The following is a 21,039-nucleotide window of genomic DNA, read 5'->3' as shown; positions in this document are numbered from 1 at the left end:
GGAAGATCAGGCGTCGTCGCCGTCGGTGTCCTTGCCCAGACGCGCCTCGACCGCCTGCGGCTCGTACATCTCTTCGACCACGCGCAGGTAGAGCTCGTTGGGGTTGGGCAGGTGCTTGACCTCACGGAGCGCCTGGTCCTGACCGGCCGACTCGAGAACGAACGTGCCGTAGCTCAGCAGGCGGCCGAGCGCGGACTGCTCGTACTTCATGTCGGTGACCCGCAGCAGCGGCATCATGGCCACCCGGCGGGTGATGATGCCGTTGACGACCATGACGCGCTTGTTGGTCAGAATGAAGCGGTCGAAGTACCAGTCGAAGACCTTCCAGGCGACCCAGCTGATCACGGCCAGCCAGATCAGCACGGCCACCGTCACCAGACCGTTGATGTCTTGCCGGGTCAGGAAGCCGGCCAGGTAGCCCAGCGCGAGAGTGGCGCCGGCGCCGATGCCCAACGGGGTCGAGAGGTGGATCCAGTGCCTCTTCCACTCACCGCGGTAGCGCTCGGTGGGGAACAGATAGCGGGCGACCAGAGTGGTCGGTTCGTCCTCGAGCGGCAGCACCCGGCGCGGGCCGCCGCCACCCTCGGGGCCCAGGCCTTCGAGCTCTTCCTCGGTGAAGACGGGCGCCTCGTACTCGTCGCCGCCGTCGTCGTAGACGGCATCGTCGCGATAGGCGGTGCTGCGCGCGTAACCGGCGTTCTCGGAGTAGCCCGCGTCGGGTGAGTAGCCGGCATCAGGCGAGAAACCGGGACCGTCCGCATAGGCGCGACGCCGCCGCGCGTAGTCGAGGTCCTCATCGAACGCCGGGTCGGTGAACCCGAAATTCTCGTCGTCGTCCCGAGGGCGCCCGGCGCCCTCGCCTCGAGGCTCGTGCGGCTCAGCTGGACCACCCATGTGGGAATGCTAAGCGACCAGGTTCGTGAAGAACGTGCCGAAGCCCCGGGCAATATCGGCGATCGTGCCTCCGAGGGACTCGAAGACCGATGCCGCCGAGTTCGGGTTGAAGGCGATGAAAAAGATCAAGAACGCGATACCAAGCCAGGTCAGAACCTTCTTGATCATGGCGGGCCTTCTCCTGTGGGTGCGGGTGACGGTCAGCGCCGCGGCAGTACTGACGGTATCAGCTTCGTCGCTCGGTGTGAACAATGTGGCCGAAAAGCCGATTCCATATCCGCAGGTCAGGGGCCAACTTGGCTGGTCTTGCCCTGCAGGTACGGCGACGGCGCTCCGTACACGAGCTCGGACGGAACCCCCTCGCAGAGGTCGTGCAGGACGACGTGCTCCGCGAGGAAGTAGCCCGCGCTTGCCGGCCACGCTACCGCATAGAGCCACATTCCTTTCGCCTCACTCACGTACGCGCTTCGATCTTCCGGGGACTTGACGCACCACAGTGGAGTGGGGTGCCCGCCGGCCCGGATCTTGGCGTGCGGTCCAGGGTGGCCGTTGGCCGAGGTGAGCGCGTCGGCGATGAGGTGACCTGGGTCGATGCCGGGAATCCCGCCGAATCTGGTGCCCAGCCCGACGCCCGGTTGCTCGGCGATCAGCACGACGTCGGCCGGGCCGCCGCCGAGCGGGTCGGGGCCGCTGCAGGCGATGGCTGTCGCGCGTACACCCGTACGGTCGTCCCCCGCCCAGCCGACGCCGGTGACCATCCACCCGGTGGGCAACGGCCACGGGCACCAGAACGGGGTCTTCTCGGCCGAGCCGGCCTGGCGGAGCAGCATGCTCTCGACGATGTCGGCGTTGATGTGCTCGGCCACGTGGAAAGGTGGCACCTCGCCGCAGTTGTCACAGCGCCAGTCGGTGTGCATCAGGTCGGGCTTGCGCACCTGTGCACCGCATCTGGGGCAACTCACTGTGACACCCACGCCTCTTACCGTGCGTCCCCCGGCAGGCCGCGTCAAGCGAATCCGCAGAACCCGGGCGTATGAGCGAGATTCACCCGGGCGGGGGTCCCGCGTGCGCGCGTATCCAGGCGTGCATGGCGATGCCGCTGGCAACCCCGGCGTTGATCGAGCGGGTCGACCCGTACTGGGCAATCGAGAACAGCTCGGCGCACGCCGCCCGAGCCGGCGACGACAGCCCGGGGCCCTCCTGCCCGAAGAGCAGCACGCAGCGCCTCGGAAGAGTGACCGTCTCCATCGGCTTGGAGCCCGGCAGGTTGTCGATGCCGATCACCGGCAGGTCCGACTCGGCCGCCCAGGCCACGAACTCTTCGATCGTGGAGTGGTGACGCACGTGCTGGTAACGGTCGGTGACCATGGCTCCACGCCGGTTCCACCGCCGGAGCCCGACGATGTGCACCTCGGCGGCCAGGAAGGCGTTGGCGTTACGCACCACCGTGCCGATGTTGAAATCGTGCTGCCAGTTCTCGATGGCCACGTGGAACTCGTGCCGGCGGGTGTCCAGATCGGCGACGACGGCCTCGCGGCGCCAGTAGCGGTAACGGTCGACGACGTTGCGCCGATCGCCCTCGGCCAGCAGCTCAGGGTCGTAGCGGGGGTCGTCGGGGCGCTCGCCCGTCCAGGGGCCCACACCGACCTCGGCGGACTCGTCCTCGGCGGCAATCATGGGCGGTTACGCTACCCAACCGGGCGCGGCGGCCACGAGAAGAGGGTGGAGACGCAATGAGCGGCGGGGCCCTCCCCGGCGCCCGCCGCCCACGCTTTGATGCAGCAGAGTCTGCCTCACCCTGCGTATCCATGTGAAGGTTCCTCACCTGTGACACAGTTCACATTTAACAATCCTTCCTATTACGTACGGCGAGAAGGATCTCCGAGGTCAGCGGCGTACCGGGCGACCGTTCCCGCCATGTCCGGATTACCAGCTGCAAAACGGGCATCACAAGTTGGCTCGATACGGTGAGCGCTCTCCTCACTAATCGTTACGATGAGTTGTCCCAAGCCCACACCGCGTCCCGATTTGGTGCTCCAGACCACGTGTCGTCCGGGCTCCCACCGGGAATGGCTGGAGGGAACTAGGGGTTTCACCGCACGAATGCCAAATTCCCGTGGACGGAGACATCATGGCGACGACTGCGCTGACCGCTGAGAACTTCGATGAGGTCACCGGCAAGGACGGCATCGTCCTGGTCGACTTCTGGGCGAGCTGGTGCGGGCCGTGCGTCCGCTTCGCTCCGACCTACGAGCGGTCTTCCGAGAAGCACACCGACATCACCTTCGGCAAGGTCGACACCGAGGCCGAGCAGGCTCTGGCCGCGAAGTTCGACATCCGCTCGATCCCCACGATCATGGCGATCCGCGACGGCGTGATCGTCTTCTCCCAGCCGGGCGCTCTTCCCGAGTCCGCCCTGGAGAACCTGATCGAGCAGGTCGAGAAGCTGGACATGGACGACGTCCGTCAGCAGCTGGCCGCCCACAGCCACTGATCACCCAAGTTTTTCCTCGTCAGGCCCGCGAACCGGTTCGGTTCGCGGGCCTTTTCACGCCCTCGGCACGCCGCCGGCGACACGCTCGAAGCTGACTGGACAAGCAGATCGAACATGTGTTCGAATCCTTGCCATGCGATGGTCCAACCTGTCGGCCCCGTCCGACGGCGACTCGCTCCTCGACAGGGCAGCGCCGGCGGCACCACCCCTGCCGTTGGCGCTGCCCGGCGCCACGGTCCGCACGTTCGACACCCCCGGCTTCGCCGGCATGACGTTCTACGAGATCCGGGCGAAGAGCCTGATCAACCGGGTTCCCGGGGCGTCGCGGGTGCCGTTCGAGTTCACCATCAATCCCTATCGGGGCTGCTCCCACGCGTGCGCCTACTGCCTCTCGGGCGACACTCCGATCCTGATGGCCGACGGCGCCACCCGGCGGCTGGCCGACCTGCGCCCCGGTGACGCGATCATGGGCACGATGGGCGCCGGCTCCACCCGCCGCTACGTCCCCACCACCGTGCTCGACCACTGGTCCACCACCAAGACCGCGTTCCGGGTCACCCTGGCCGACGGCACCCGCCTGGTGGCCAGCGGCGACCACCGCTTCCTGACCGACCGCGGCTGGCGCCACGTCAGCCCGGCCGAGCCGCACCAGCCCGCCCTGGCCGTGGGTGACCTCATGTTCGGCGTCGGCCACTTCGCCGAGCCGCCCAAAGAGTCCCCGGACTATCAGATGGGCTTCCTGTGCGGCCTGATCCGGGGCGACGCGGGCCGCGGCGACACCGGCGGCGTGCCGGCCCGGGCGGGCGACGCCTGGGTGCGGGCCGACGGCTATCTGGAAGACGTCCTGCTGCACGAGGCCCTGCGCTGGCCCGAGCTGCCCACTTCAGACTGGTATCGGGGCTTCCTGGCCGGCGCCTTCGGCGCCGTGGGCCAGGCCGACCGGCTGGCGATCAGCTTCGCCGGCGCCGACCGGCTGTTCCTGGCCCGGGTGACCGAGGCACTGACGCACCTCGGCCTGCCCAGCCGCACTCCCGTGCGGGTGCGCGGCGGCGGCACGGGCACGGTCGAGATCGACCGCGACCTGTGGGCGGCCCTGCGTTTCCGGCACCTCACGGGCATCGACGGCGCTCCGCTCGACGCGTCCGGGGTCGGCGTGCGCGCCGGGCGGCAGCTGGCCGTGGTCGACATCGAAGACCTGGGGCTCACCCTGCCGCTGTTCGACATCTCCACCGGCACGGGCGACTTCATCGCCGACGGCGTGGTCAGTCACAACTGCTTCGCCCGCCACACGCACAGCTATCTCGACCTCGACACCGGCCACGACTTCGACACCAAGGTGGTGGTCAAGGTCAACGCGGGCGAGCTGATCCGCCGCGAGCTGGCCGCCCCGCGCTGGTCGGGCGCGCCGATCGCCATGGGCACCAATGTCGACGTCTACCAGCGCGCCGAGGGCCGCTACCGGCTGATGCCCGAGATCCTGGCCGCCCTGCGCGACCACGCCAACCCGTTCTCGATCCTCACCAAGGGCACGCTGATCCTGCGCGACCTCGAGCTGCTCACCCAGGCGGCCGAGATGACCCGGGTCGGCCTGTCGTTCTCGGTGGGCTTCGTCGACGAGCAGGTGTGGCGGGCGGTCGAGTCGGGCACGCCCAGTCCCCGCCGGCGGCTCGACGCGGTGCGCCGGCTGACCGACGCCGGTTTCGAGGTCGGTGTGCTGATGGCGCCGATCCTGCCCGGCCTCACCGACTCCGACGAGTCCATCGACGAGACGGTGGCGGCGATCGCAGCCTCGGGCGCCACCAGCGTCTCCCCGCTTCCGCTGCATCTGCGGCCCGGCGCCCGGGAGTGGTACGCGGCCTGGCTCACCAGCACCCGGCCCGATCTGGCGCCGCGCTATCGCGAGCTCTACGGCAACGGGTCCTACACGCCGCAGGCCTATCAGCGGGAGGTCACCGCCCGGGTGCGCGTCGCGGCCCGGCGGCACGGCCTCCACCGGGCCGGCCCCGGCGAGGCCCGGGCCATCGAACCCGAGACGAAGCAGGAGGTGCAGGACGACCGGCAACTGACTTTGCTGTGACTACAGTCGATCGCATGAGGGATGCACAGCAGATCCTGGCCGAGGCGAACGTCATCGCCGTGGTCGGCGCGTCACGTGACCCGTTCAAGCCGGCTCACACGGTTCCGCTCCAGATGCTGCGGCACGGCTGGCGGATCATCCCGGTCAACCCGTTCGTCGACGAGGTGTTCGGGGTCCCCACCGTCGCGACGCTGGCCGACCTCGACGAGCCGGTCGACCTGGTCAACGTGTTCCGGCCCGCGCGGGACGCGGTCGAGGTGGTGCGACAGGCAGTCGCGATCAAGGCGCCCGCGGTGTGGCTGCAGAGCGGCATCTTCTCGGCCGAGGCGCGGCGCATCGCCGAAGAGGCGGGCCTGGACTACGTCGAAGACCGGTGCCTGGCGGTCGAGCGAGCCGTGGGCAGCCTGACGAAGCTGCCCTGAGGCAGGCCCGCCGACGGGGCGGAATCGGGTCGCGTCAGTCCGATTGCCGTCGCAACCTGCGGACACGTACGCCTATCGTGTTCTCTCCGGCGCCCGGGCTAGTACGGTGCCCGGGAACGAGGAGGACTTGATGACTTACCCACCCGGTGGCACACCGGATCCATATCAGCCGCAGCAGCCGTACGGGCAGCAGCCGTACGACCCGACCACGCCGTACTCGGCCGAGCCGTCGAGCGGGCAGCCCTACGGTTCGCAGCCGTCCAGCGGCCAGCCGTACGGGCAGCCCTACGGTGCGCCCTCCAGCGGGCAGCCGTACGGGTCGCAGCCGTCGAGCGGGCAGCCGTACGGGCAGCCGGCGGCGTACGGGCAAGAGGCGTACAAGCAGCCGTACGGGCAGCCCGGCTACGGTCAGCAGCCCTACGCCCCGGTGGCCACGACCAACACCATGGCGATCCTGTCGCTGGTGTTCGCGTTCGTGTTCGCGCCCGCGGGCATCGTCATGGGCCACGTGGCGAAGAAGCAGATCCGCCAGACCGGCGAGCAGGGCGAGGGCCTGGCCACGGCCGGCCTCTGGCTCGGCTACATCTTCACCAGCATCTACGTGCTGATCTGTGCGTTCTACGTGGTCGTCGCCGTCATCGCGGTCGGCGCCTCCAGCACCAGCCCGTGAGCGACGCGGGCCGGCGCCCGCAGCTCGCACGCCGCGCCGGTCGGCCGGTCACCCGGCCGACCGCGCGAGACAAGCACGCCTAGCTCAGCCGCCGCGCTGTTCGCGCCGCGCGAAGACGGGCGGTCAGCGGAATTCGGCCTCGCGGACGCTGTTGCCGCCGTCGACCACCAGCATCTGGCCGGTGATGTAGGAGGCGGCGGGCGAGCAGAGGAACGCGATGGCCGCGGCGACCTCGTCCGGGGTGCCGGGGCGGCCGATCGGGGTGCCCAGGCCCTGCTTGATCTCGGTCACCGTGGAGGCGGCGGTGTAGATCGTGCCCGGCGCCACGCAGTTGACGTTGACGCCGTCGGCGACCAACTCCATGGCCAGCGCGCGGGTCAGACCGACGACGCCGGCCTTCGCCGCTGCGTATGCGGCCTCGGTCGGGAGGGCGTTGACCGGGCCGGCCGTGGCCGCCAGGTTCACGATGCGGCCCCAGCCCTGCTCGGCCATGCCGCCCTGAAAGGCGCGGCTGCACAGGAACGCCGTACTCAAGTTGCGGTCGATCTCGCTCTTCCACTCGTCGTAGGTGAGCTGGGAGACCGGCCGCAGGATCTCGGGGCTGGCCCGGCTGGTCAGGCCGGCGTTGTTGACCAGCACCTCGACGTCGCCGAGCTGGTCGGAGATGGCGTCGGCGAGCGCGCCCACCTCGGCCTCGTCGGTGAGGTCGGCGACGAACCCGGTGACGCTGAGCTCGGACGCCCGCTCGTGGATCCGCCGGGTGGTCGACACGATCGCCACCCGCGCCCCGAGGTCACGCAGGCGGCGCGCCGTCGCATAGCCGATCCCGTCGGGGCTGCCGGCCCCCGTGACCAGGGCGACCTTTCCGTCCAGCCGCAATGTGACCGGCGCTTCCTGCGACTCCTCAGCCTCCACCTGGACCTCCACCTCTTCGACGACCCCTCGGCCCGGGCGCGGCGACCGCGGCTGTCCCGGCCCGGGTAGGCGCGACCGGGCGGACAGCGCAGCCGGCGTGGCGCAGGCCCCGGGCCATCCTCTCAGTCCGTTTCCACCCGAGCAGCCCCAGGGACGCCATTCCCACCTTCACTCACGGTTCCGTCCGAAGAACCGACCCCTCCGGTGGCACCGGCTCAGTTGTCGCGCGGGGTGGCGGTCGGGTTGGTCAGCGGGCGGACCGGGGCCTCCTGCACGAAGAGCAGCGGAGCTTCGGGACCGTAGCGGGCTGTGAGTTCGGTTCGGGCCTGTTCCAGATCCTGGGTGCCGATCTCGACGCCGGCACCGTCGTGACGCGCGCCGACCGAGACGATGCGGATGCCGGAGTGCGTCCAGAAGGCCAGGTCGGCCAGCACCCGGTCGTGCCAGACGGCCAGGTCGGTGGCGGAGTGCGGCGCGTCGCGGACGATGATGCAGGTGTCTTCCGCGGCCTGGCGGATGAACTCATCGAAGGCGGCCGACGGCACCCGGTAGATGATCGCGCGGATGTTCTCCTGATCGACCTCGAGGCCGGCGAAGCTGGCGCTGAACTCGCCCCGGCCCGCGTTGTCGATGCGGTCCATGGCCGCCTGGAGCTTGGCCGGGGTCACCGGCATGGCCACCCCGGCAACGGCCATCCGCTCCGGCAGGCGCAGAAACTCGCAGCCGGCCGTGCTCCAGCCGCCGGTCAGGCCGGGGCCGTCGGCGGGCTGGTCGCCGGCCGAATCGGCGCAGCCGCCGATCACGAGGACCACCGCCAGCACGGCGAGACAGCCGATCCGGAATCGAGACCCATGCATCGCATTCCCCCCTTCTACCCGGCGGCGGCTCGAGCCGCCAGGCGTGCGCCCGCCTCACTCAACGACCGAAAGCCCCGAATCGCGCAAATGGGAAGGGGTCAGTCGGGGAGCGTGGGATCCACCGCCGGACGGGCCGAGCGGGCGGCGCCGAGGATGAACACCGCGACCCCGGCCAGCAGCAGGGCGACGCCGGGCAGGGCGGCCGCGCGCGGCTCCTGCCCCAGCCAGATCCAGGCCAGCAGGGCCGCCCCGGGCACCTCGACCAGGCCCAGGACGCTGACGGTGGTGGCCGACGTGTGCTCGAGGGCGTAGCTGAACATCGAATGACCCAGCAACTGGGCGCCCACCACCAGACCCAGGATCGCGGCCCAGGTGTGGTTGTCGTAGCCGCCGAGGTCGAGGCCGGCGGCCAGGCACACCACCAGCAGGATCACCGCGCAGACGCCGTAACAGATCCAGGTGTATGTGGTGGTGCGCAACTCGGTGCGGGCGCGCTCGCCGAGGGCCGTGTAGATCGCCGCGAAGACCCCGCCCAGCAAGGCCAGGACATCGGCCAACACGGCCTGCGGGGAGACGTTGATGTCGGCCCCGGTGGCCCAGGCGGCGCCGGCCACGGCCAGCCCGATGCCGATCCAGGCGGCGGTCGACGGGCGCCGGCCCTGCGCGGCCGCAATCAGGCCCTGCCACACCGGCTGGGTCGCGACCAGGGCGGACGACGTGGCCACCGAGCCGAGCTGGACGCTGGGCATCCAGGTGGCGAAGTGGGCGGCCAGGGCCACCCCGGCGAGCACCCCGAAAAGCTTCGCCCGCCGTGACGCACCGAAGAACTCCGCGCGTCTGGGTCCGTACGTAATAGGCGTCAGCACGACGGTCGCCGCCGCGTTCCGCCAGAAGGCGATAGCCAGGGCCGGAGCAGCCGCGAAGGCGATCAGCGGAGCCGAGGACGAGACGGCGAGGACCGCCACGGTGAGAGCCAGAACAGTCGGCAAACGGGCCGATGAGCGCTCATTCATCCCTGGCCGTCGGTTCTTGCGGACTGATGCGCCACAGTTTGCGAACCCCTATTGAACGGAAAGTGATGGTGTCGTTACAGTCACCGAGGTTTCCCGCCCCTTTCACCCCCCTCTATGTACTGGGAGGCGTTTCGCCGTGCCCGCATACCGTGCGGTCGTGTTCGACTTCTTCGGCACGTTGACCCGATCCGTCCAGCGTGGTCCCCAACATGCGGAGATCGCCCGAGCCCTCGGCGCCGATCCCGACGCGGTCAACGGGGTGCTCGACCGTACGTTCCGAGCCCGCGCCCGCGGCCGCTACGGGTCCGCCGAGGCCACCCTACGTTTCGTGATCGAGCAGGCCGGCGGCCGCCCCCGCTCCGAGCAGCTGCGGGCAGGCGTGCCGGCCCGGGTCGACGCGCTCAAGGCCGACACCCGCCTGCGCGACGACGCGGTGAGCGCGCTCGACGCGATCAAGCGGCGCGGCCTGGCCACCGCGCTGATCAGCGACTGCACGCACGAGCTGCCCGCCTTCCTGCCCAGTTTGCCGGTGGCCCCGCTGCTGGACACGACCGTTTTCTCCGTACGCCTGGGTGTCTGCAAACCCGACCCGCGCATCTACCTGGCCGCGTGCCAGCAGCTGGGCGTGGCACCGGACGAATGCCTGTACGTGGGCGACGGCGGCAGCCACGAGCTGACCGGCGCCGCCGCGGTCGGCATGACCCCGGTCCGGCTGGCCGCCCCCGACCTGGCCAACCACCTGGTCTTCGACGCCGACACCAACTTCGCCGGGCGGACGGTCCGCTCCCTTACGGAACTGGTCAGCCTGGTCGACCGCACCCTGATCGCGGGCGCCCGCCAGCCCGCAACGGTGTAATCGCCACGGCGGGCTTGCGTGTTTGTAGCGGCCGCGGCTTGCTCGCGCTTTCGGAGTCGCCGCGGCGTGCGAGGATGGCGCGGTGACTTCCGCGGTGCTCGAAGAGGCGCTCAAGAAGGCCGCCTTGGCCTGGATCTCCGTCGGCGACGGCCCGGCCTTGGCGCTCTGGGTGATGCCGCTCGACGGCACGCTGGTAGTGGTCAGCGGCCCGGATGAGCAGTTCGCGCCGGGCCTCGCCGAGGCGTCGCGGGCGACCGTCCGCCTGCGCGGCGACAACGGCGGCCTCATCGTGATCACCGAGGCCGCCGCAACCCGCCTGTCCCCCGGCAGCGACGAGTGGAACGAGGTGGCCCCGCAGCTGGCCGCCAAGCGCCTGAATGCGTCAGGCACAGCCGACGAGGTGGTGGCGCGCTGGGCCGCTTCGGGTTGCGCAGTCGTCCGCCTGACGCCGGTCGAGAACGAACCGCCGGTGTCAGCCCCCGATCTGCCGGCCGATTCGGGTGCGGCCGAGCCGCGTGACACCCCGGCCCGAGTCGAGACTCGACGCCCGTTCCGCCTGCACAAGGTCAAGCGCCGCTAATCAAGACCCTGTGGACAAGTCCGCGGCGCTGTGGACAACCCGCTCTCACGGCTTGACACCGCGTAAGGTCACCACCGCTCCCCGAGGCGGGTGGGGGTTAGGGATGGGGCTCGCCTGAAGAATTTAAGAAACGCCTGTTCAGGGGCTATCCGATGAACGGCGGGACGATGATTTCGCCCTTGGCTATGGGGCAGACGTGGCCGGCGACGGTGGCTGCGGTGGCCGCTCCGTTGGCGGCGGTGACTGTGCACTCCAGCAGGGATGGGCGCTTCATCTCGATGCCCTGGTGCACGCGGTAGGAAGAGGTGCCGTCGGCTGGCAACAGGCCGGCGCCTACCAGCCACACGCCCAGGCCGAGGGCGGCGGAGCCGGTGGCGGGATCTTCGGGTACGGCGCCGCCGGGTACGAAGACTCGGGAATGCGCCTCGGACGTCGACGGGGACCATGAGAAGACGCAGAGGTCGGTCACGCCGGCCTGGAGCGCGGCCGGCGCGTCGATCCGGACGTCGGTCAGGGCTTCACGCCGTACGGGAAGGAAAGCCCAGTCGAGACCGCACCCGGCCCACCGCGGGGTGCCCTCGGCTAGATCGTCGGCCGTCAGACCGGCCAACTGCAGCAGCATCGCCGGGTCGAGGGGATCGCCCAGCTGCGGGGTTCCGCCGGTCAACGTGGCCGAGCCGGACTCCCGCACGGTGATCGGCAGCAGGCCGGCGCCGCACTCCTGGATCACCTCTCCCGGGGGAAACAGGCCGCGCCGCATCGAGGTCACTGCGGCGCCGACGCTGGGGTGGCCGGCGAACGGGAGCTCTTTTTCGGGGGTGAAGATGCGGGCCCGGTAGGTTGCCGACAGGTCGGTCGGCGGGAGCACGAAAACGGTCTCGGCCAGGTTGAACTCGCGGGCCAGGGTGTGCATCTGGTCGGCGGCGAGATCGGTGGCGTTGTAGACCACCGCGAGCGGGTTGCCCGCGAACGGCCGATCAGTGAACACGTCGACGATCTCGTACGTCACTCCTGACATGTCCGGACCCTAACCTAGGCTGGACCCGTGACCATGGGGACGAGGGTTTATCTGGCCCGGCTCGCCGGGCTGCCCGTGTTCGACCCCAACGGCGACCGGGTCGGACGGGTGCGCGACGCCGTGGTGCGGCTGCGTACGACGAACCGGCCGCCGCAGGTGGTCGGCCTGGTGGCCGAGATGGCGTTGCGCCGGCGGATCTTCCTGCCGATCGGGCGGGTGACGTCGATGGACGCCGAGGCGGTCGTGCTGGCCAGCGGCGTGCTCAACCTGCGCCGGTTCGAGAAGCGGCCGAACGAGCTGCTGGTGGTGGAAGACCTGCTCGACCGGCGGGTGACAGTGGCCCCCGAGTCGGGCGACGGGCCGGCCATGCCGAGCACTGTCGTCGACATCGGCATGGAGCTCAACCGCAACAACGAGTGGCTGGTGACCCGGCTCGCCGTGCGCGGCATGACCGGGCGGCTGGCCCGCCGCGGGCACGTCTTCCAGGCCGACTACGACCGGGTGCGCGGCCTGATCGGGCCGACCGACACCCAGGGCACCTCCAACCTGCTGGCGCTGCTCGAGCAGATGAAGCCGGCCGACATGGCGAACGCCCTGCAGGATCTGCCGGACGCCCGCCGTAACGAGGTGGCCGCCGCGCTGAGCGACCGCACGCTGGCCGACGTGCTGGAAGAGCTGCCCGAGCACGACCAGGTCGAGATTCTCGTACGCCTCGACCGGGAACGCGCCGCCGACGTGCTCGAGCGGATGGACCCGGACGACGCGGCCGACCTGCTCGGCGAGCTGCCCAAGGCCGAGCAGTCGGTGCTGCTCGACCTGATGGAGCCGGACGAGGCCGACCCGGTCCGCCAGCTGCTCGAATACCGTCCCGGTACGGCGGGCAGCGTGATGACCTCGGAGCCGGTGATCATGACGCCCGACTCGACGGTGGCCGAGGCGCTGGCCCGCATCCGGGAGCCGGAGTTGTCGCCGGTGGTGGCCGCGCAGGTGTTCGTGGCGCGCGCCCCCTCGGCCACGCCGACCGGCAAGTATCTGGGCATGGTGCACTTCCAGCGGCTGCTGCGCGAACCGCCCGCCTCCATCCTCGGCGGCATCGTCGACTCCGACCTCGAGCCGCTGCGCCCCGAGACGTCGCTGGCCGAAATCACCAAGCGGATGGCGACGTACGACCTGGTCGCGATGCCGGTGGTCGACTCCACCCGCCGGCTGGTGGGCGCGGTCACGGTCGACGACGTGCTCGACCACTCGCTGCCGCGCGACTGGCGTGACCGCGACCTGAGCGAGAACGACGAGGTCGTGCTGTGACCGATCCCCGCCGCGAGCGCCTCGACCGCCTCGACCAGCCCGTCGAGCCGGGCCGGGTACGGCTGCCCCGCTTCGATCCCGAAGCCTTCGGCCGCTGGTCCGAGGGCATCGCGCGGTACATGGGCACGGCCCAGTTCATCGTCTGGATGACCTTGGTGATCACCGCCTGGTTCGCCTGGAACACGCTGGCGCCGGCCAACCTGCGCTTCGACCCGTACACCTTCACGTTCCTGACCTTGATCTTGTCCCTGCAGGCGTCGTACGCGGCGCCGCTGATCCTGCTCGCGCAGAACCGCCAGACCGACCGTGACCGCCTGGCCATGGAAGAGGATCGCCGGCGGGCCGCCATGCAGAAGGCGGACACCGAATACCTGGCCCGCGAGATCGCCTCGCTCCGGATCGCGCTGGGCGAGGTCGCCACCCGCGACTTCCTGCGCTCCGAGCTGTCCCGCCTCGCCGATGAGCTGGACGAAGCCGCCCACCGGCGGGACAAGAGAGCCCGCTCGGAGTGGGAGGAGGATCGCAAGGAGTGGGACGAAGAACGCCGATGAGCCCGACGTAGCATGGGCATCATGTCCGCTCCCGCCTCCACCGTCGAGGACGCGATCCAGGCCGCGCTGGCCACCGTCGACGACCCCGAGATCCGCCGCCCGATCACCGACCTCGGCATGGTCAAGGGCTTCACCGTCGCCGAGGGCACGGTCCGGGTCGAGTTACTGCTGACCGTGGCCGGCTGCCCGCTGCGGGACAAGCTCAACAACGACATCACGGCCGCCCTCACCGCGATCCCCGGCATCACGTCGGTGACCGTCGACTTCGGCGTGATGGACGAGGAACAGCGCAAGGCCCTGCAGACCACGCTGCGCGGTGGTGGCGCGGCGGCGGAACCGGTCATTCCCTTCGCCCAGCCCGGCTCCCGCACGCGGGTGTACGCGGTGGCCAGCGGCAAGGGCGGCGTCGGCAAGTCCAGCGTGACCGTCAACCTGGCCGCGGCCCTGGCCAAGCGCGGGCTCTCGGTCGGCGTGATCGACGCGGACATCTACGGCCACTCGGTGCCCCGCATGCTCGGCGTCGACGGCCGCCCGACCCGGGTCGAAGACATGATCATGCCGCCGCAGTCGCACGGCGTGAAGGTGATCTCGATCGGCATGTTCACCGCGGGCAACGCGGCCGTGGTGTGGCGCGGGCCGATGCTGCACCGCGCGTTGCAGCAGTTCCTGGCCGACGTCTACTGGGGCGACCTGGACGTGCTGCTGCTCGACCTGCCCCCGGGCACCGGTGACGTGGCCATCTCGCTGGCCCAGCTGCTGCCCAACGCCGAGATCCTGGTCGTCACCACGCCGCAGACGGCCGCGGCCGAGGTGGCCGAGCGGGCCGGCGCGATCGCCATGCAGACCCACCAGCGCCTGGTCGGCGTGGTCGAGAACATGTCCTGGCTCGAGCTGCCGGACGGCTCGCGCATGGAGGTCTTCGGTGAGGGCGGCGGGCAGAAGGTCGCCGATTCGCTGACCACCACGGTGGGCGCGTCGGTGCCGCTGCTCGGTCAGATTCCGCTCGACACCCGGGTGCGCGAGGCGGGCGACGCCGGCGACCCGATCGTGCTGGCCGCGCCGGACGCCCCGGCCGCTCAGGCACTCGACGCGGTGGCCAACAAGCTGGCCGTACGCCGGGAGTCCCTGGTCGGCAAGCCGCTGGGCCTCATGGTCAACGCACGCCGATAGGCATCGACACCCGACCGGCCCTCGCTCTTCTGAGCGGGGGCCGTTTCGCGTCTATGTCGCGTCGAGGTCGAACTTGCGGGCGGCCGGCGTCACTGCGGTCGACGCGGAGTCCGAGGCCGTGCGGTTGTTCTTGATGTCGGCGGCTGCGGCGACGTCGGTGAGGTCGCTGCGGACGCCGTTCAGGTCCTGCTTCACGTCGTCGAAGAGGCCCTGCAGCGGCTTGCGGATCGCCGCCTCGTCCTCCTCGCTCAGCAGGTGCTTGCGGATGAACGCCTTGGGGTGCAGGTCCTGCAGCTGAAGGTCGGTGCCCAGCTCGCGGTTGAGGTCGGTGGTCGCGTTCTGCGCCATCGCCCGCAGGCCGCGCAGCATGCGCAGGCCGTCGCCGATGACCTTGGGCAGACGCTCACCGAAGATCAGCAGCGCCAGCATGAGCAGCGCGCCGATCTCCCACCAGTTCAGATTCTCGAACATGTGGCCTCCCAGGTTCCGGGGCCAAGCCTACGCACGCGAGGTGGCCGAATGCAGTCCCCGAGGCGATCAGTTGGAGTCGGCGGCCAATGTCACTGAGGCGGACTGCGTCTTCGTTCCGCGACGGTACTCCACCGAGACGACGGTGCCCGGCGGGTATTTGCGCACCAGGGCGATCAGGTCGGTGCCGTCCTCGAGCAGGTGCCCGTCGAGCTTGGTGACCGTGTCACCGGCCTTGAGACCGGCGGCGCCGGCCGGCCCGGACGGTTCGACCGACCGCAGCCGGGCGCCCGACGTGCTGGTGCCCCCGGTCGCCACCTCGGCCCCGATGACCGTACGCCGGGCCTTGCCGTGGTCGATGATGTCCTGCGCGACGCGCTTGGCCTGGTTGATCGGGATGGCGAAGGCGAGCCCGATGTTGCCGGCCTCGGTCTCGGTGCCGCCGACCGAGCGGATCACCGAGTTGACCCCGATGACCTGGCCGCCCGCGTTGACCAGCGGGCCGCCCGAGTTGCCCTGGTTGACCGCGGCGTCGGTCTGGATGGCCGCGTAGTAGCGGGTGGTGCCCGCGTCGCCGGCCTCGATGGTGCGGTCGACCGCGCTGACGATCCCGGCCGTCACCGTGTTGACCAGCGCCAGCGGGGAGCCGAAGGCGAGCACCGGGTCGCCCACGGCGATCGAGTCGGAGTTGCCCAGGGCGACCGGGGTGAGGCCGCTCTTGGCGACTTTGATCACAGCCACGTCGGACTGGGGGTCGCGGCCGACCAGCTCGGCCTTGGCGGTGGAGCCGTCGCTGAACGACACCGACATGGTGTCGTCGGCGCCCTCGACGACGTGGTCGTTGGTGATCACGTAGCCGTTGGCCGAGACCACGAAGCCGGAGCCGATCGCGCCGGTGACCCGGACGGTGACCACGCTGGGGAGCACCTTTCCGGCCACGCCGGCCAGCGAGTCGGGCGCCCGGTTGGCCGCGGCCGGCGGGTCCTCGGCGGCCGCCCCGAGAGCGGAGCCGCCACCGGTCGCGACGCCGCCACGGACGGCGAAGACGTAGCCCAGGGTGCCGCCCAGACCGCCCGCGAGCAGGGCGGTGATCAGGCAGATGAGCAGGATCGGGGTGAAGGAGCGGCGGGGCGCGTCCGGGTTGACCACGGGCTCGGGCGGCGGCCCGCCGGTCGACTGCGGCTGCTGCAGCACGACGGCGGTCGGCGCGTACGGGTCGCGCCACGGGTCAGCGAGCGCGTCGGACCACCACGGCGAATCTGGTGGGACGGGCTGACCATTGGCGGGTGGCGGAGTGGGACGCGCGTTCCAGCCGTCGGTCACGTCGGTGCCTCCACTCAATTCCTCCCCGAGCTCCCTCTCCAGGATGACACGGATCCTGGATGACGCCCTGCCCCGGCCTGTTTATGCATCGACGGCCCAAATACTCTTCTATCCGATGGACGTGGGTCGCAGCCACGTTCGTCCGCCAACCGCCACGGAGGTCGTCATCGTCCCGTCAGCCCGGCCCGGCCCGTCGACGGGTCAGGCCATGCAGTTCGCCGAGGCGTACGCCAGCGAGGACATCGTGCTGCAGACCGCCCGCAGCCTGGCGATCGAGCTGGGCCTGGACAGCGTCAGCGCGGCCGCCGGCTCGGTGCTGAGGCTGCTCGCGGCGGCCGGCAGCGCCAAGGCGGTGGTCGAGATCGGCACCGGCGCCGGGGTCAGCGGGGTATGGCTGCTGCGTGGCATGCGCTCCGACGGGGTCCTGACCACGATCGACGTCGAGAACGAGCACCAGCGGATCGCCCGGCGCATCTTCGTCGAGGCCGGCTTCGCCCCCTCGCGCACCCGGATCATCACCGGCCGCGCGCTGGACGTGCTGCCCCGGCTGGCCGACGGTGCGTACGACCTGGTCTTCGTGGACGCCGACGTGACCGAGTTCGGCGCTTGTGCCGAGGCCGCCCTGCGCCTGCTCCGGCCGGGCGGGGTGCTGCTGGTCAACGGCGCGATGGCGAATGGGCGGATCAGCGACCCGGCGGCCCGGGACGTGGACACGCTGACCGTCCGCGAGACGCTGCGGGCCGTGCGCGAGTCCGAGGAGTGGATTCCGGCCGTGGTGCCCTCAGGCGCGGGCTTGCTGGCCGCCGTCAAGCGCTGACAGGTAGCGCAACAGCATCCGTACGCCCCACCCGGTGCCGCCCCGGGTCAGCTCACCCTCGCCGGTGTCGGTCCAGGCCGGGCCGGCGATGTCGAGGTGGGCCCAGCGGTCGGTGTAGGGGCCGGTGAACTCGCGCAGGAAGAGCGCGGCCATGCCCCCGCCGTGGGTCGGCGAGCTGTGCCGGTCGGCCAGGTCGCTGCGCAGCAGTTCGCGGTAGTCCGGGTTGAGTGGCATGCGCCACATCCGCTCGCCCGCTTCGGCGCCGGCCTGCCGCAGAGCCGTGGCGAGCTCGTCGTTCTCGCTGTAGAGGGCGGCGATGCTCGGCCCGAGAGCCACCGGGGCGGCGCCGGTGAGGGTGGCCAGGTCGATCACCACGTCCGGTTCGAGCTCGGCCGCGTAGCCCAGGGCGTCGGCCAGCACCAGCCGGCCCTCGGCGTCCGAGTTGGTCGACTCGCTGGTGGTGCCGTCGTAGTGGGTGATCACGTCGCCCGGGCGGTAGGCGGAGCCGCTGACCGCGTTCTCGGCCAGCGGCAGCAGGGCGGTGATGCGGACGGGCAGGCCCAGCTCGGCCGCGCCCAGGGTGGCGGCGGCGACCGCGGCCGCACCGGCCATGTCGTTCTTCATCCGCTTCATGCCCTCGCGGGTCTTGATCGAGATGCCGCCGCTGTCGAACGTGATGCCCTTGCCGACCAGCACCACGTGGGTGGTCGCGGCGGGCGGGGCCCAGGTCAGCTCGACCAGGCAGGGCCGGAACTTGGAACCGCCGCCGACCGCGCGCAGGCCGCCGAAGCGCTCGAGCTCGGCGCCGGACAGCACCCGGACGCCGGTGCCGGGACGTTTGGCGGCGGCCCCGCTGACCTCCTCGGCCATCCAGTCGGGGTTCTTGATCGAGGGCGGGGTGTTCGTCAGGTCGCGGGCCAGCCACGTCGCCCGAGCGCCCGCTTGGGCTTGGGTGAGGCTTCCCTCGTACGCAGGGAAAGCGTCAGTGACGAGCTCGGCCTCAGCCGACCGGGGTTCCTCGCGGCCGTCGCGATAGCGATAGCCGCCCAGCCACAGCCCCTCGGCCATCCCGCGTACGGCCTCGTCGGAGGCCGCCTCGCCCAGGAGCACCTGAAGCTCTTCGTCGCCGGGCAGGTGCCGGGCCACGGCTGCTCCGGCAGCGCGCCAGCCCGCCTCGTCACCCGCGCCCACCGCCACCAGCAGCACCCGGGCCGGGCGCCGCAACGGACGGGGAAACTCTTGCAGCGTGCCCGCCGGCTGGCCTGCCGGGGCCAGCTCGGCAATCTCGGCACCGATCTCGCCATCGGCGTGCGACAGTGGACCCGACGCGCCGATGGGCACGACACGGGTCCGGTCGTCGTCGAGGCGGTCGGTCAGCCGGATCGGATACACGAGAGCGTGACCTTTCTCGAAGACGTGGAAAGCCCGCCGGTCCGGGCGGTACCGTACCGGCGGGCTCGCGGTGAAACGTCAGCCGGCGATGGACTTCAACGCATCACCCAGTGCGCTGGCCTCGTCCGGAGTCATCTCAACGACGAGACGGCCACCACCTTCCAGCGGGACACGCATGACGATGCCCCGACCCTCCTTGGTGACCTCCAGCGGACCATCGCCCGTCCGCGGCTTCATCGCCGCCATCTTGTCTCCCCTCAGACCTACATCAGGGTGTCGGTGGGTTGCCCCACAGCCACTTCTTACGCCGTGTGCTCAGCCCCACACGGCGTCATACCTCGTTTCCGACCGGCGGCCGAGGGCCATTGCGCGTGCTGACGCGACCCGGCCCACCGTGCCGATCAAACATTTTCCCTGATGAACACCGGCGAACCCAAACCCAGCCCGGGCGGATGTGACAGCGTCTAGCATATCGTCTTTCGGGCTGTCACAATGTGCGGTCATGCAGGCGCGGTCGGCACTCTTCGACCTGTACGGCGACTACCTGCGGCCGAGGGGCGGGCGCGCACCGGTCGCGGCCCTGGTCAGACTGCTTGCGCCGCTGGGCATAGCGCCGCCCGCGGTACGCACGGCGATCTCCCGGATGGTGCGTCAGGGCTGGCTGCACCCCATGCGACTGGTCTCCGGGCCGGGCTATCTGCTCACCCCGAAGGCCGCGCGGCGGCTCGACGAGGCGGCCGCCCGGATCTACCGCACCAGCCGGTCGGGCTGGGACGGGCGGTTCGACCTGGTCCTGGTCCACGGCTCGCTCGGCAAGCGCGAGGCGGCGCGGCTGGCCTTCCTCGGGTACGGGGCGCTGGGCGAGCACGCCTGGGTCGCGCCCCGGGCCGCCGAGGAGGCCGACGCCGTGCTCACCGAGGCCGGGATCAGGTACGAGCGCTTCAGCGCCAGCCACGCGGCGGGGTCGCCCGGCGCCGCCGAGGTGGTCGGGCGGGCCTGGGACCTGCCGGGACTGGCCCGGTCGTACGAGGATTTCGTGTCCGACCTGCGTCCGGTGGTCACGGCGGTCAACGCCCGCAGCACCGACGAGGAGGCGTACGCGGCCCGCTTCCACCTCGTGCACGCCTGGCGCTCGTTCCTGTTCCGCGATCCGCAGTTGCCCGCGTCCTTGCTGCCCCCGCGCTGGGCCGGCGCTGTGGCGGCGGGTTTCTTCGACCGCCACGCGGCCCGTCTGCGGCCGGCCGCCGATCGTTATGTCGAACGATGCCTTCACCCGGCCACTCGCAGCCGTGTGGGATTCTCAGAGCCATGACAGACTCCCTGCTCGTCGACCGCAACGGCGCCGTCGTCACGCTCACGCTCAACCGCCCCGACGCCATGAACGCCCTCACCGTCGAGCTCAAAGAGGCGCTGCGTGACACGCTGGCCTCGCTCGAGAGCGACAAGTCGTGCCGGGCGATCGTGCTGGCCGGCGCGGGCAAGGCGTTCTGCGTGGGGCAGGACCTGCGCGAGCACGAGCAGCAGCTCGCCTCGGGCCGCACCGACCTGGACACCGTGCGGGTGCACTACAACCCGATCGCGCAGCGGCTGGCCAGCATGCCCAAGCCGGTGGTGGCGGCGGTGCGCGGGGCGGCGGCCGGGGCGGGCGCGTCGTTCGCGCTGCTGGCCGACTTCCGGATCGGCGGGCCCAAGACGTCCATCCTGATGGCCTTCGCCAACGTGGGGCTGGCCGGCGACAGCGGCGTCTCGTGGTCGCTGCCGCGGATCGTCGGGCACGCGCGGGCGCTCGAGCTGCTGCTGCTGGCCGAGCCGGTGCGGGCCGAGCGGGCGTACGAGATGGGTCTGCTCTCGCAGTTGACCGACGACGACGAGCAGGTGCTGCCGAAGGCCCACGAGCTGGCCGAACGCCTGGCCGCGGGGCCGACTGTGGCCTACGGGGCGATCAAGCGGGAGCTCTCGATCGGGGACGCCGGCACGCTGTCCGACGCGCTCGCGGCCGAGGCCCAGGCCCAGGCCATCTGCGGCGCCACGGCCGACCACAAGGCAGCGGTGTCCGCGTTCGTGGCCAAGCAGAAGCCCGTCTTCGAAGGTCGCTGAAGCTTTGACCGCGACCGAAGTCGGTCGCCCGTCAATGACTTGGGTGCCAAAAACGGCTAGCGAAGCGAGGCCGTTTTTGGTGCCCAAGTCATTGACCTCCCCGGGGCGAAATCCCGGAGC

General features: G+C 70.8%; 24 protein-coding genes. 12 read left to right on the top strand and 12 right to left on the bottom strand.

Translation table 11 applies throughout. From position 1 onward, the window contains the following. Nucleotides 1–6: 6 nt before the first annotated feature. The 4 genes from OWR29_RS43325 to OWR29_RS43310 all read right to left on the bottom strand — a co-directional run bounded on the left by OWR29_RS43325 (nt 7) and on the right by OWR29_RS43310 (nt 2,571). Nucleotides 7–894 (bottom strand): PH domain-containing protein, encoded by an 888-nt coding sequence (locus tag OWR29_RS43325; protein WP_267569465.1) that lies wholly within the window; start codon nt 892–894, stop codon nt 7–9. A 9-nt stretch (nt 895–903) separates the two neighbouring features. After that, complete coding sequence (locus tag OWR29_RS43320) at nt 904–1,062, bottom strand: hypothetical protein (protein ID WP_166661190.1); 159 nt, start codon at nt 1,060–1,062, stop codon at nt 904–906. Between the two features lie 116 nt (nt 1,063–1,178). After that, complete coding sequence (locus OWR29_RS43315; RefSeq protein ID WP_324291310.1) at nt 1,179–1,856, bottom strand: DUF6758 family protein; 678 nt, start codon at nt 1,854–1,856, stop codon at nt 1,179–1,181. A gap of 82 nt (nt 1,857–1,938) precedes the next feature. Then, a complete protein-coding gene (locus tag OWR29_RS43310) occupies nt 1,939–2,571 on the bottom strand; it encodes a TrmH family RNA methyltransferase (RefSeq protein WP_267569464.1) in 633 nt (210 codons plus the stop codon). 454 nt (nt 2,572–3,025) lie between these two features. On the opposite strand from OWR29_RS43310, the gene trxA reads away from it, so the two are divergent. The 4 genes from trxA (at nt 3,026) to OWR29_RS43290 (ending at nt 6,557) form a co-directional block, all read left to right on the top strand. Continuing rightward, nucleotides 3,026–3,388: a thioredoxin gene (gene trxA / locus OWR29_RS43305; RefSeq protein ID WP_251797047.1), complete on the top strand. Its 363-nt coding sequence runs from the start codon at nt 3,026–3,028 to the stop codon at nt 3,386–3,388. Between the two features lie 133 nt (nt 3,389–3,521). Beyond that, nucleotides 3,522–5,465 carry an intein-containing Rv2578c family radical SAM protein gene (locus OWR29_RS43300; protein WP_267569463.1) on the top strand — a complete coding sequence of 648 codons (1,944 nt, stop codon included), beginning with the start codon at nt 3,522–3,524 and terminating at the stop codon, nt 5,463–5,465. Between the two features lie 14 nt (nt 5,466–5,479). Next, nucleotides 5,480–5,887, top strand: coding sequence for a CoA-binding protein (locus OWR29_RS43295; RefSeq protein ID WP_267569462.1), 408 nt, complete (start codon nt 5,480–5,482; stop codon nt 5,885–5,887). A 130-nt stretch (nt 5,888–6,017) separates the two neighbouring features. Next, the gene (locus OWR29_RS43290) at nt 6,018–6,557 is read left to right on the top strand and encodes a DUF4190 domain-containing protein (protein WP_267569461.1); all 540 of its coding nucleotides are present in this window, start codon (nt 6,018–6,020) and stop codon (nt 6,555–6,557) included. A 123-nt stretch (nt 6,558–6,680) separates the two neighbouring features. Here OWR29_RS43290 and OWR29_RS43285 read toward each other — a convergent pair whose 3' ends face one another. The 3 genes from OWR29_RS43285 to OWR29_RS43275 form a co-directional block, all read right to left on the bottom strand. Further along, on the bottom strand, nt 6,681–7,484 hold the full coding sequence (locus OWR29_RS43285) for an SDR family NAD(P)-dependent oxidoreductase (protein ID WP_438872727.1): 804 nt from the start codon (nt 7,482–7,484) through the stop codon (nt 6,681–6,683). A gap of 203 nt (nt 7,485–7,687) precedes the next feature. Beyond that, nucleotides 7,688–8,329, bottom strand: coding sequence for a hypothetical protein (locus OWR29_RS43280; protein ID WP_267569459.1), 642 nt, complete (start codon nt 8,327–8,329; stop codon nt 7,688–7,690). A gap of 98 nt (nt 8,330–8,427) precedes the next feature. Further along, nucleotides 8,428–9,342 (bottom strand): DMT family transporter, encoded by a 915-nt coding sequence (locus OWR29_RS43275; RefSeq protein WP_267569458.1) that lies wholly within the window; start codon nt 9,340–9,342, stop codon nt 8,428–8,430. Nucleotides 9,343–9,478: 136 nt separating this feature from the next. On the opposite strand from OWR29_RS43275, the gene OWR29_RS43270 reads away from it, so the two are divergent. Further along, the gene (locus OWR29_RS43270) at nt 9,479–10,198 is read left to right on the top strand and encodes an HAD family hydrolase (RefSeq protein ID WP_267569457.1); all 720 of its coding nucleotides are present in this window, start codon (nt 9,479–9,481) and stop codon (nt 10,196–10,198) included. Between the two features lie 82 nt (nt 10,199–10,280). After that, nucleotides 10,281–10,778 (top strand): hypothetical protein, encoded by a 498-nt coding sequence (locus tag OWR29_RS43265; protein ID WP_267569456.1) that lies wholly within the window; start codon nt 10,281–10,283, stop codon nt 10,776–10,778. Nucleotides 10,779–10,923: 145 nt separating this feature from the next. Here the strand turns inward: OWR29_RS43265 and OWR29_RS43260 are convergent, their stop codons facing one another. Next, complete coding sequence (locus OWR29_RS43260; RefSeq protein WP_267569455.1) at nt 10,924–11,796, bottom strand: PhzF family phenazine biosynthesis protein; 873 nt, start codon at nt 11,794–11,796, stop codon at nt 10,924–10,926. A gap of 27 nt (nt 11,797–11,823) precedes the next feature. On the opposite strand from OWR29_RS43260, the gene OWR29_RS43255 reads away from it, so the two are divergent. The 3 genes from OWR29_RS43255 to OWR29_RS43245 are packed head-to-tail and all read left to right on the top strand — an operon-like array spanning nt 11,824 to nt 14,822. Beyond that, a complete protein-coding gene (locus tag OWR29_RS43255; RefSeq protein WP_267569454.1) occupies nt 11,824–13,101 on the top strand; it encodes a magnesium transporter MgtE N-terminal domain-containing protein in 1,278 nt (425 codons plus the stop codon). Continuing rightward, the gene (locus tag OWR29_RS43250) at nt 13,098–13,652 is read left to right on the top strand and encodes a DUF1003 domain-containing protein (protein WP_267569453.1); all 555 of its coding nucleotides are present in this window, start codon (nt 13,098–13,100) and stop codon (nt 13,650–13,652) included. Before OWR29_RS43255 ends, OWR29_RS43250 begins: the two co-directional genes overlap by 4 nt. 21 nt (nt 13,653–13,673) lie before the next feature. Further along, nucleotides 13,674–14,822, top strand: a complete 1,149-nt coding sequence (locus tag OWR29_RS43245; protein ID WP_267569452.1) for an Mrp/NBP35 family ATP-binding protein — start codon at nt 13,674–13,676, stop codon at nt 14,820–14,822. 51 nt (nt 14,823–14,873) lie between these two features. On the opposite strand, the gene OWR29_RS43240 is transcribed toward OWR29_RS43245, so the two are convergent. Then, nucleotides 14,874–15,293 (bottom strand): twin-arginine translocase TatA/TatE family subunit, encoded by a 420-nt coding sequence (locus OWR29_RS43240; RefSeq protein ID WP_267569451.1) that lies wholly within the window; start codon nt 15,291–15,293, stop codon nt 14,874–14,876. Between the two features lie 66 nt (nt 15,294–15,359). Continuing rightward, nucleotides 15,360–16,613, bottom strand: a complete 1,254-nt coding sequence (locus tag OWR29_RS43235) for a S1C family serine protease (RefSeq protein WP_267569450.1) — start codon at nt 16,611–16,613, stop codon at nt 15,360–15,362. Between the two features lie 208 nt (nt 16,614–16,821). Here OWR29_RS43235 and OWR29_RS43230 point away from each other — a divergent pair, with 208 nt between their 5' ends. Next, the gene (locus OWR29_RS43230; protein WP_267569544.1) at nt 16,822–17,430 is read left to right on the top strand and encodes an O-methyltransferase; all 609 of its coding nucleotides are present in this window, start codon (nt 16,822–16,824) and stop codon (nt 17,428–17,430) included. Here the strand turns inward: OWR29_RS43230 and OWR29_RS43225 are convergent. Both OWR29_RS43225 and OWR29_RS43220 read right to left on the bottom strand, forming a co-directional pair. Beyond that, nucleotides 17,395–18,822, bottom strand: a complete 1,428-nt coding sequence (locus tag OWR29_RS43225; RefSeq protein WP_267569449.1) for a leucyl aminopeptidase family protein — start codon at nt 18,820–18,822, stop codon at nt 17,395–17,397. The genes OWR29_RS43230 and OWR29_RS43225 overlap by 36 nt on opposite strands. Before the next feature lie 78 nt (nt 18,823–18,900). Beyond that, the gene (locus OWR29_RS43220) at nt 18,901–19,068 is read right to left on the bottom strand and encodes a DUF3117 domain-containing protein (RefSeq protein WP_014694782.1); all 168 of its coding nucleotides are present in this window, start codon (nt 19,066–19,068) and stop codon (nt 18,901–18,903) included. Between the two features lie 256 nt (nt 19,069–19,324). Here OWR29_RS43220 and OWR29_RS43215 point away from each other — a divergent pair, with 256 nt between their 5' ends. Continuing rightward, on the top strand, nt 19,325–20,134 hold the full coding sequence (locus OWR29_RS43215; protein WP_267569448.1) for a PaaX family transcriptional regulator: 810 nt from the start codon (nt 19,325–19,327) through the stop codon (nt 20,132–20,134). Next, nucleotides 20,131–20,919, top strand: coding sequence for an enoyl-CoA hydratase-related protein (locus OWR29_RS43210; RefSeq protein WP_267569447.1), 789 nt, complete (start codon nt 20,131–20,133; stop codon nt 20,917–20,919). Before OWR29_RS43215 ends, OWR29_RS43210 begins: the two co-directional genes overlap by 4 nt. Nucleotides 20,920–21,039 lie beyond the last annotated feature (120 nt).

It is taken from the genome of Paractinoplanes pyxinae, from assembly GCF_026626335.1.
Lineage (GTDB): Bacteria > Actinomycetota > Actinomycetes > Mycobacteriales > Micromonosporaceae > Actinoplanes > Actinoplanes pyxinae.
Note: the sequence above shows the minus strand (reverse complement) of the source record. Positions and strands in the feature narration are given on the sequence as shown.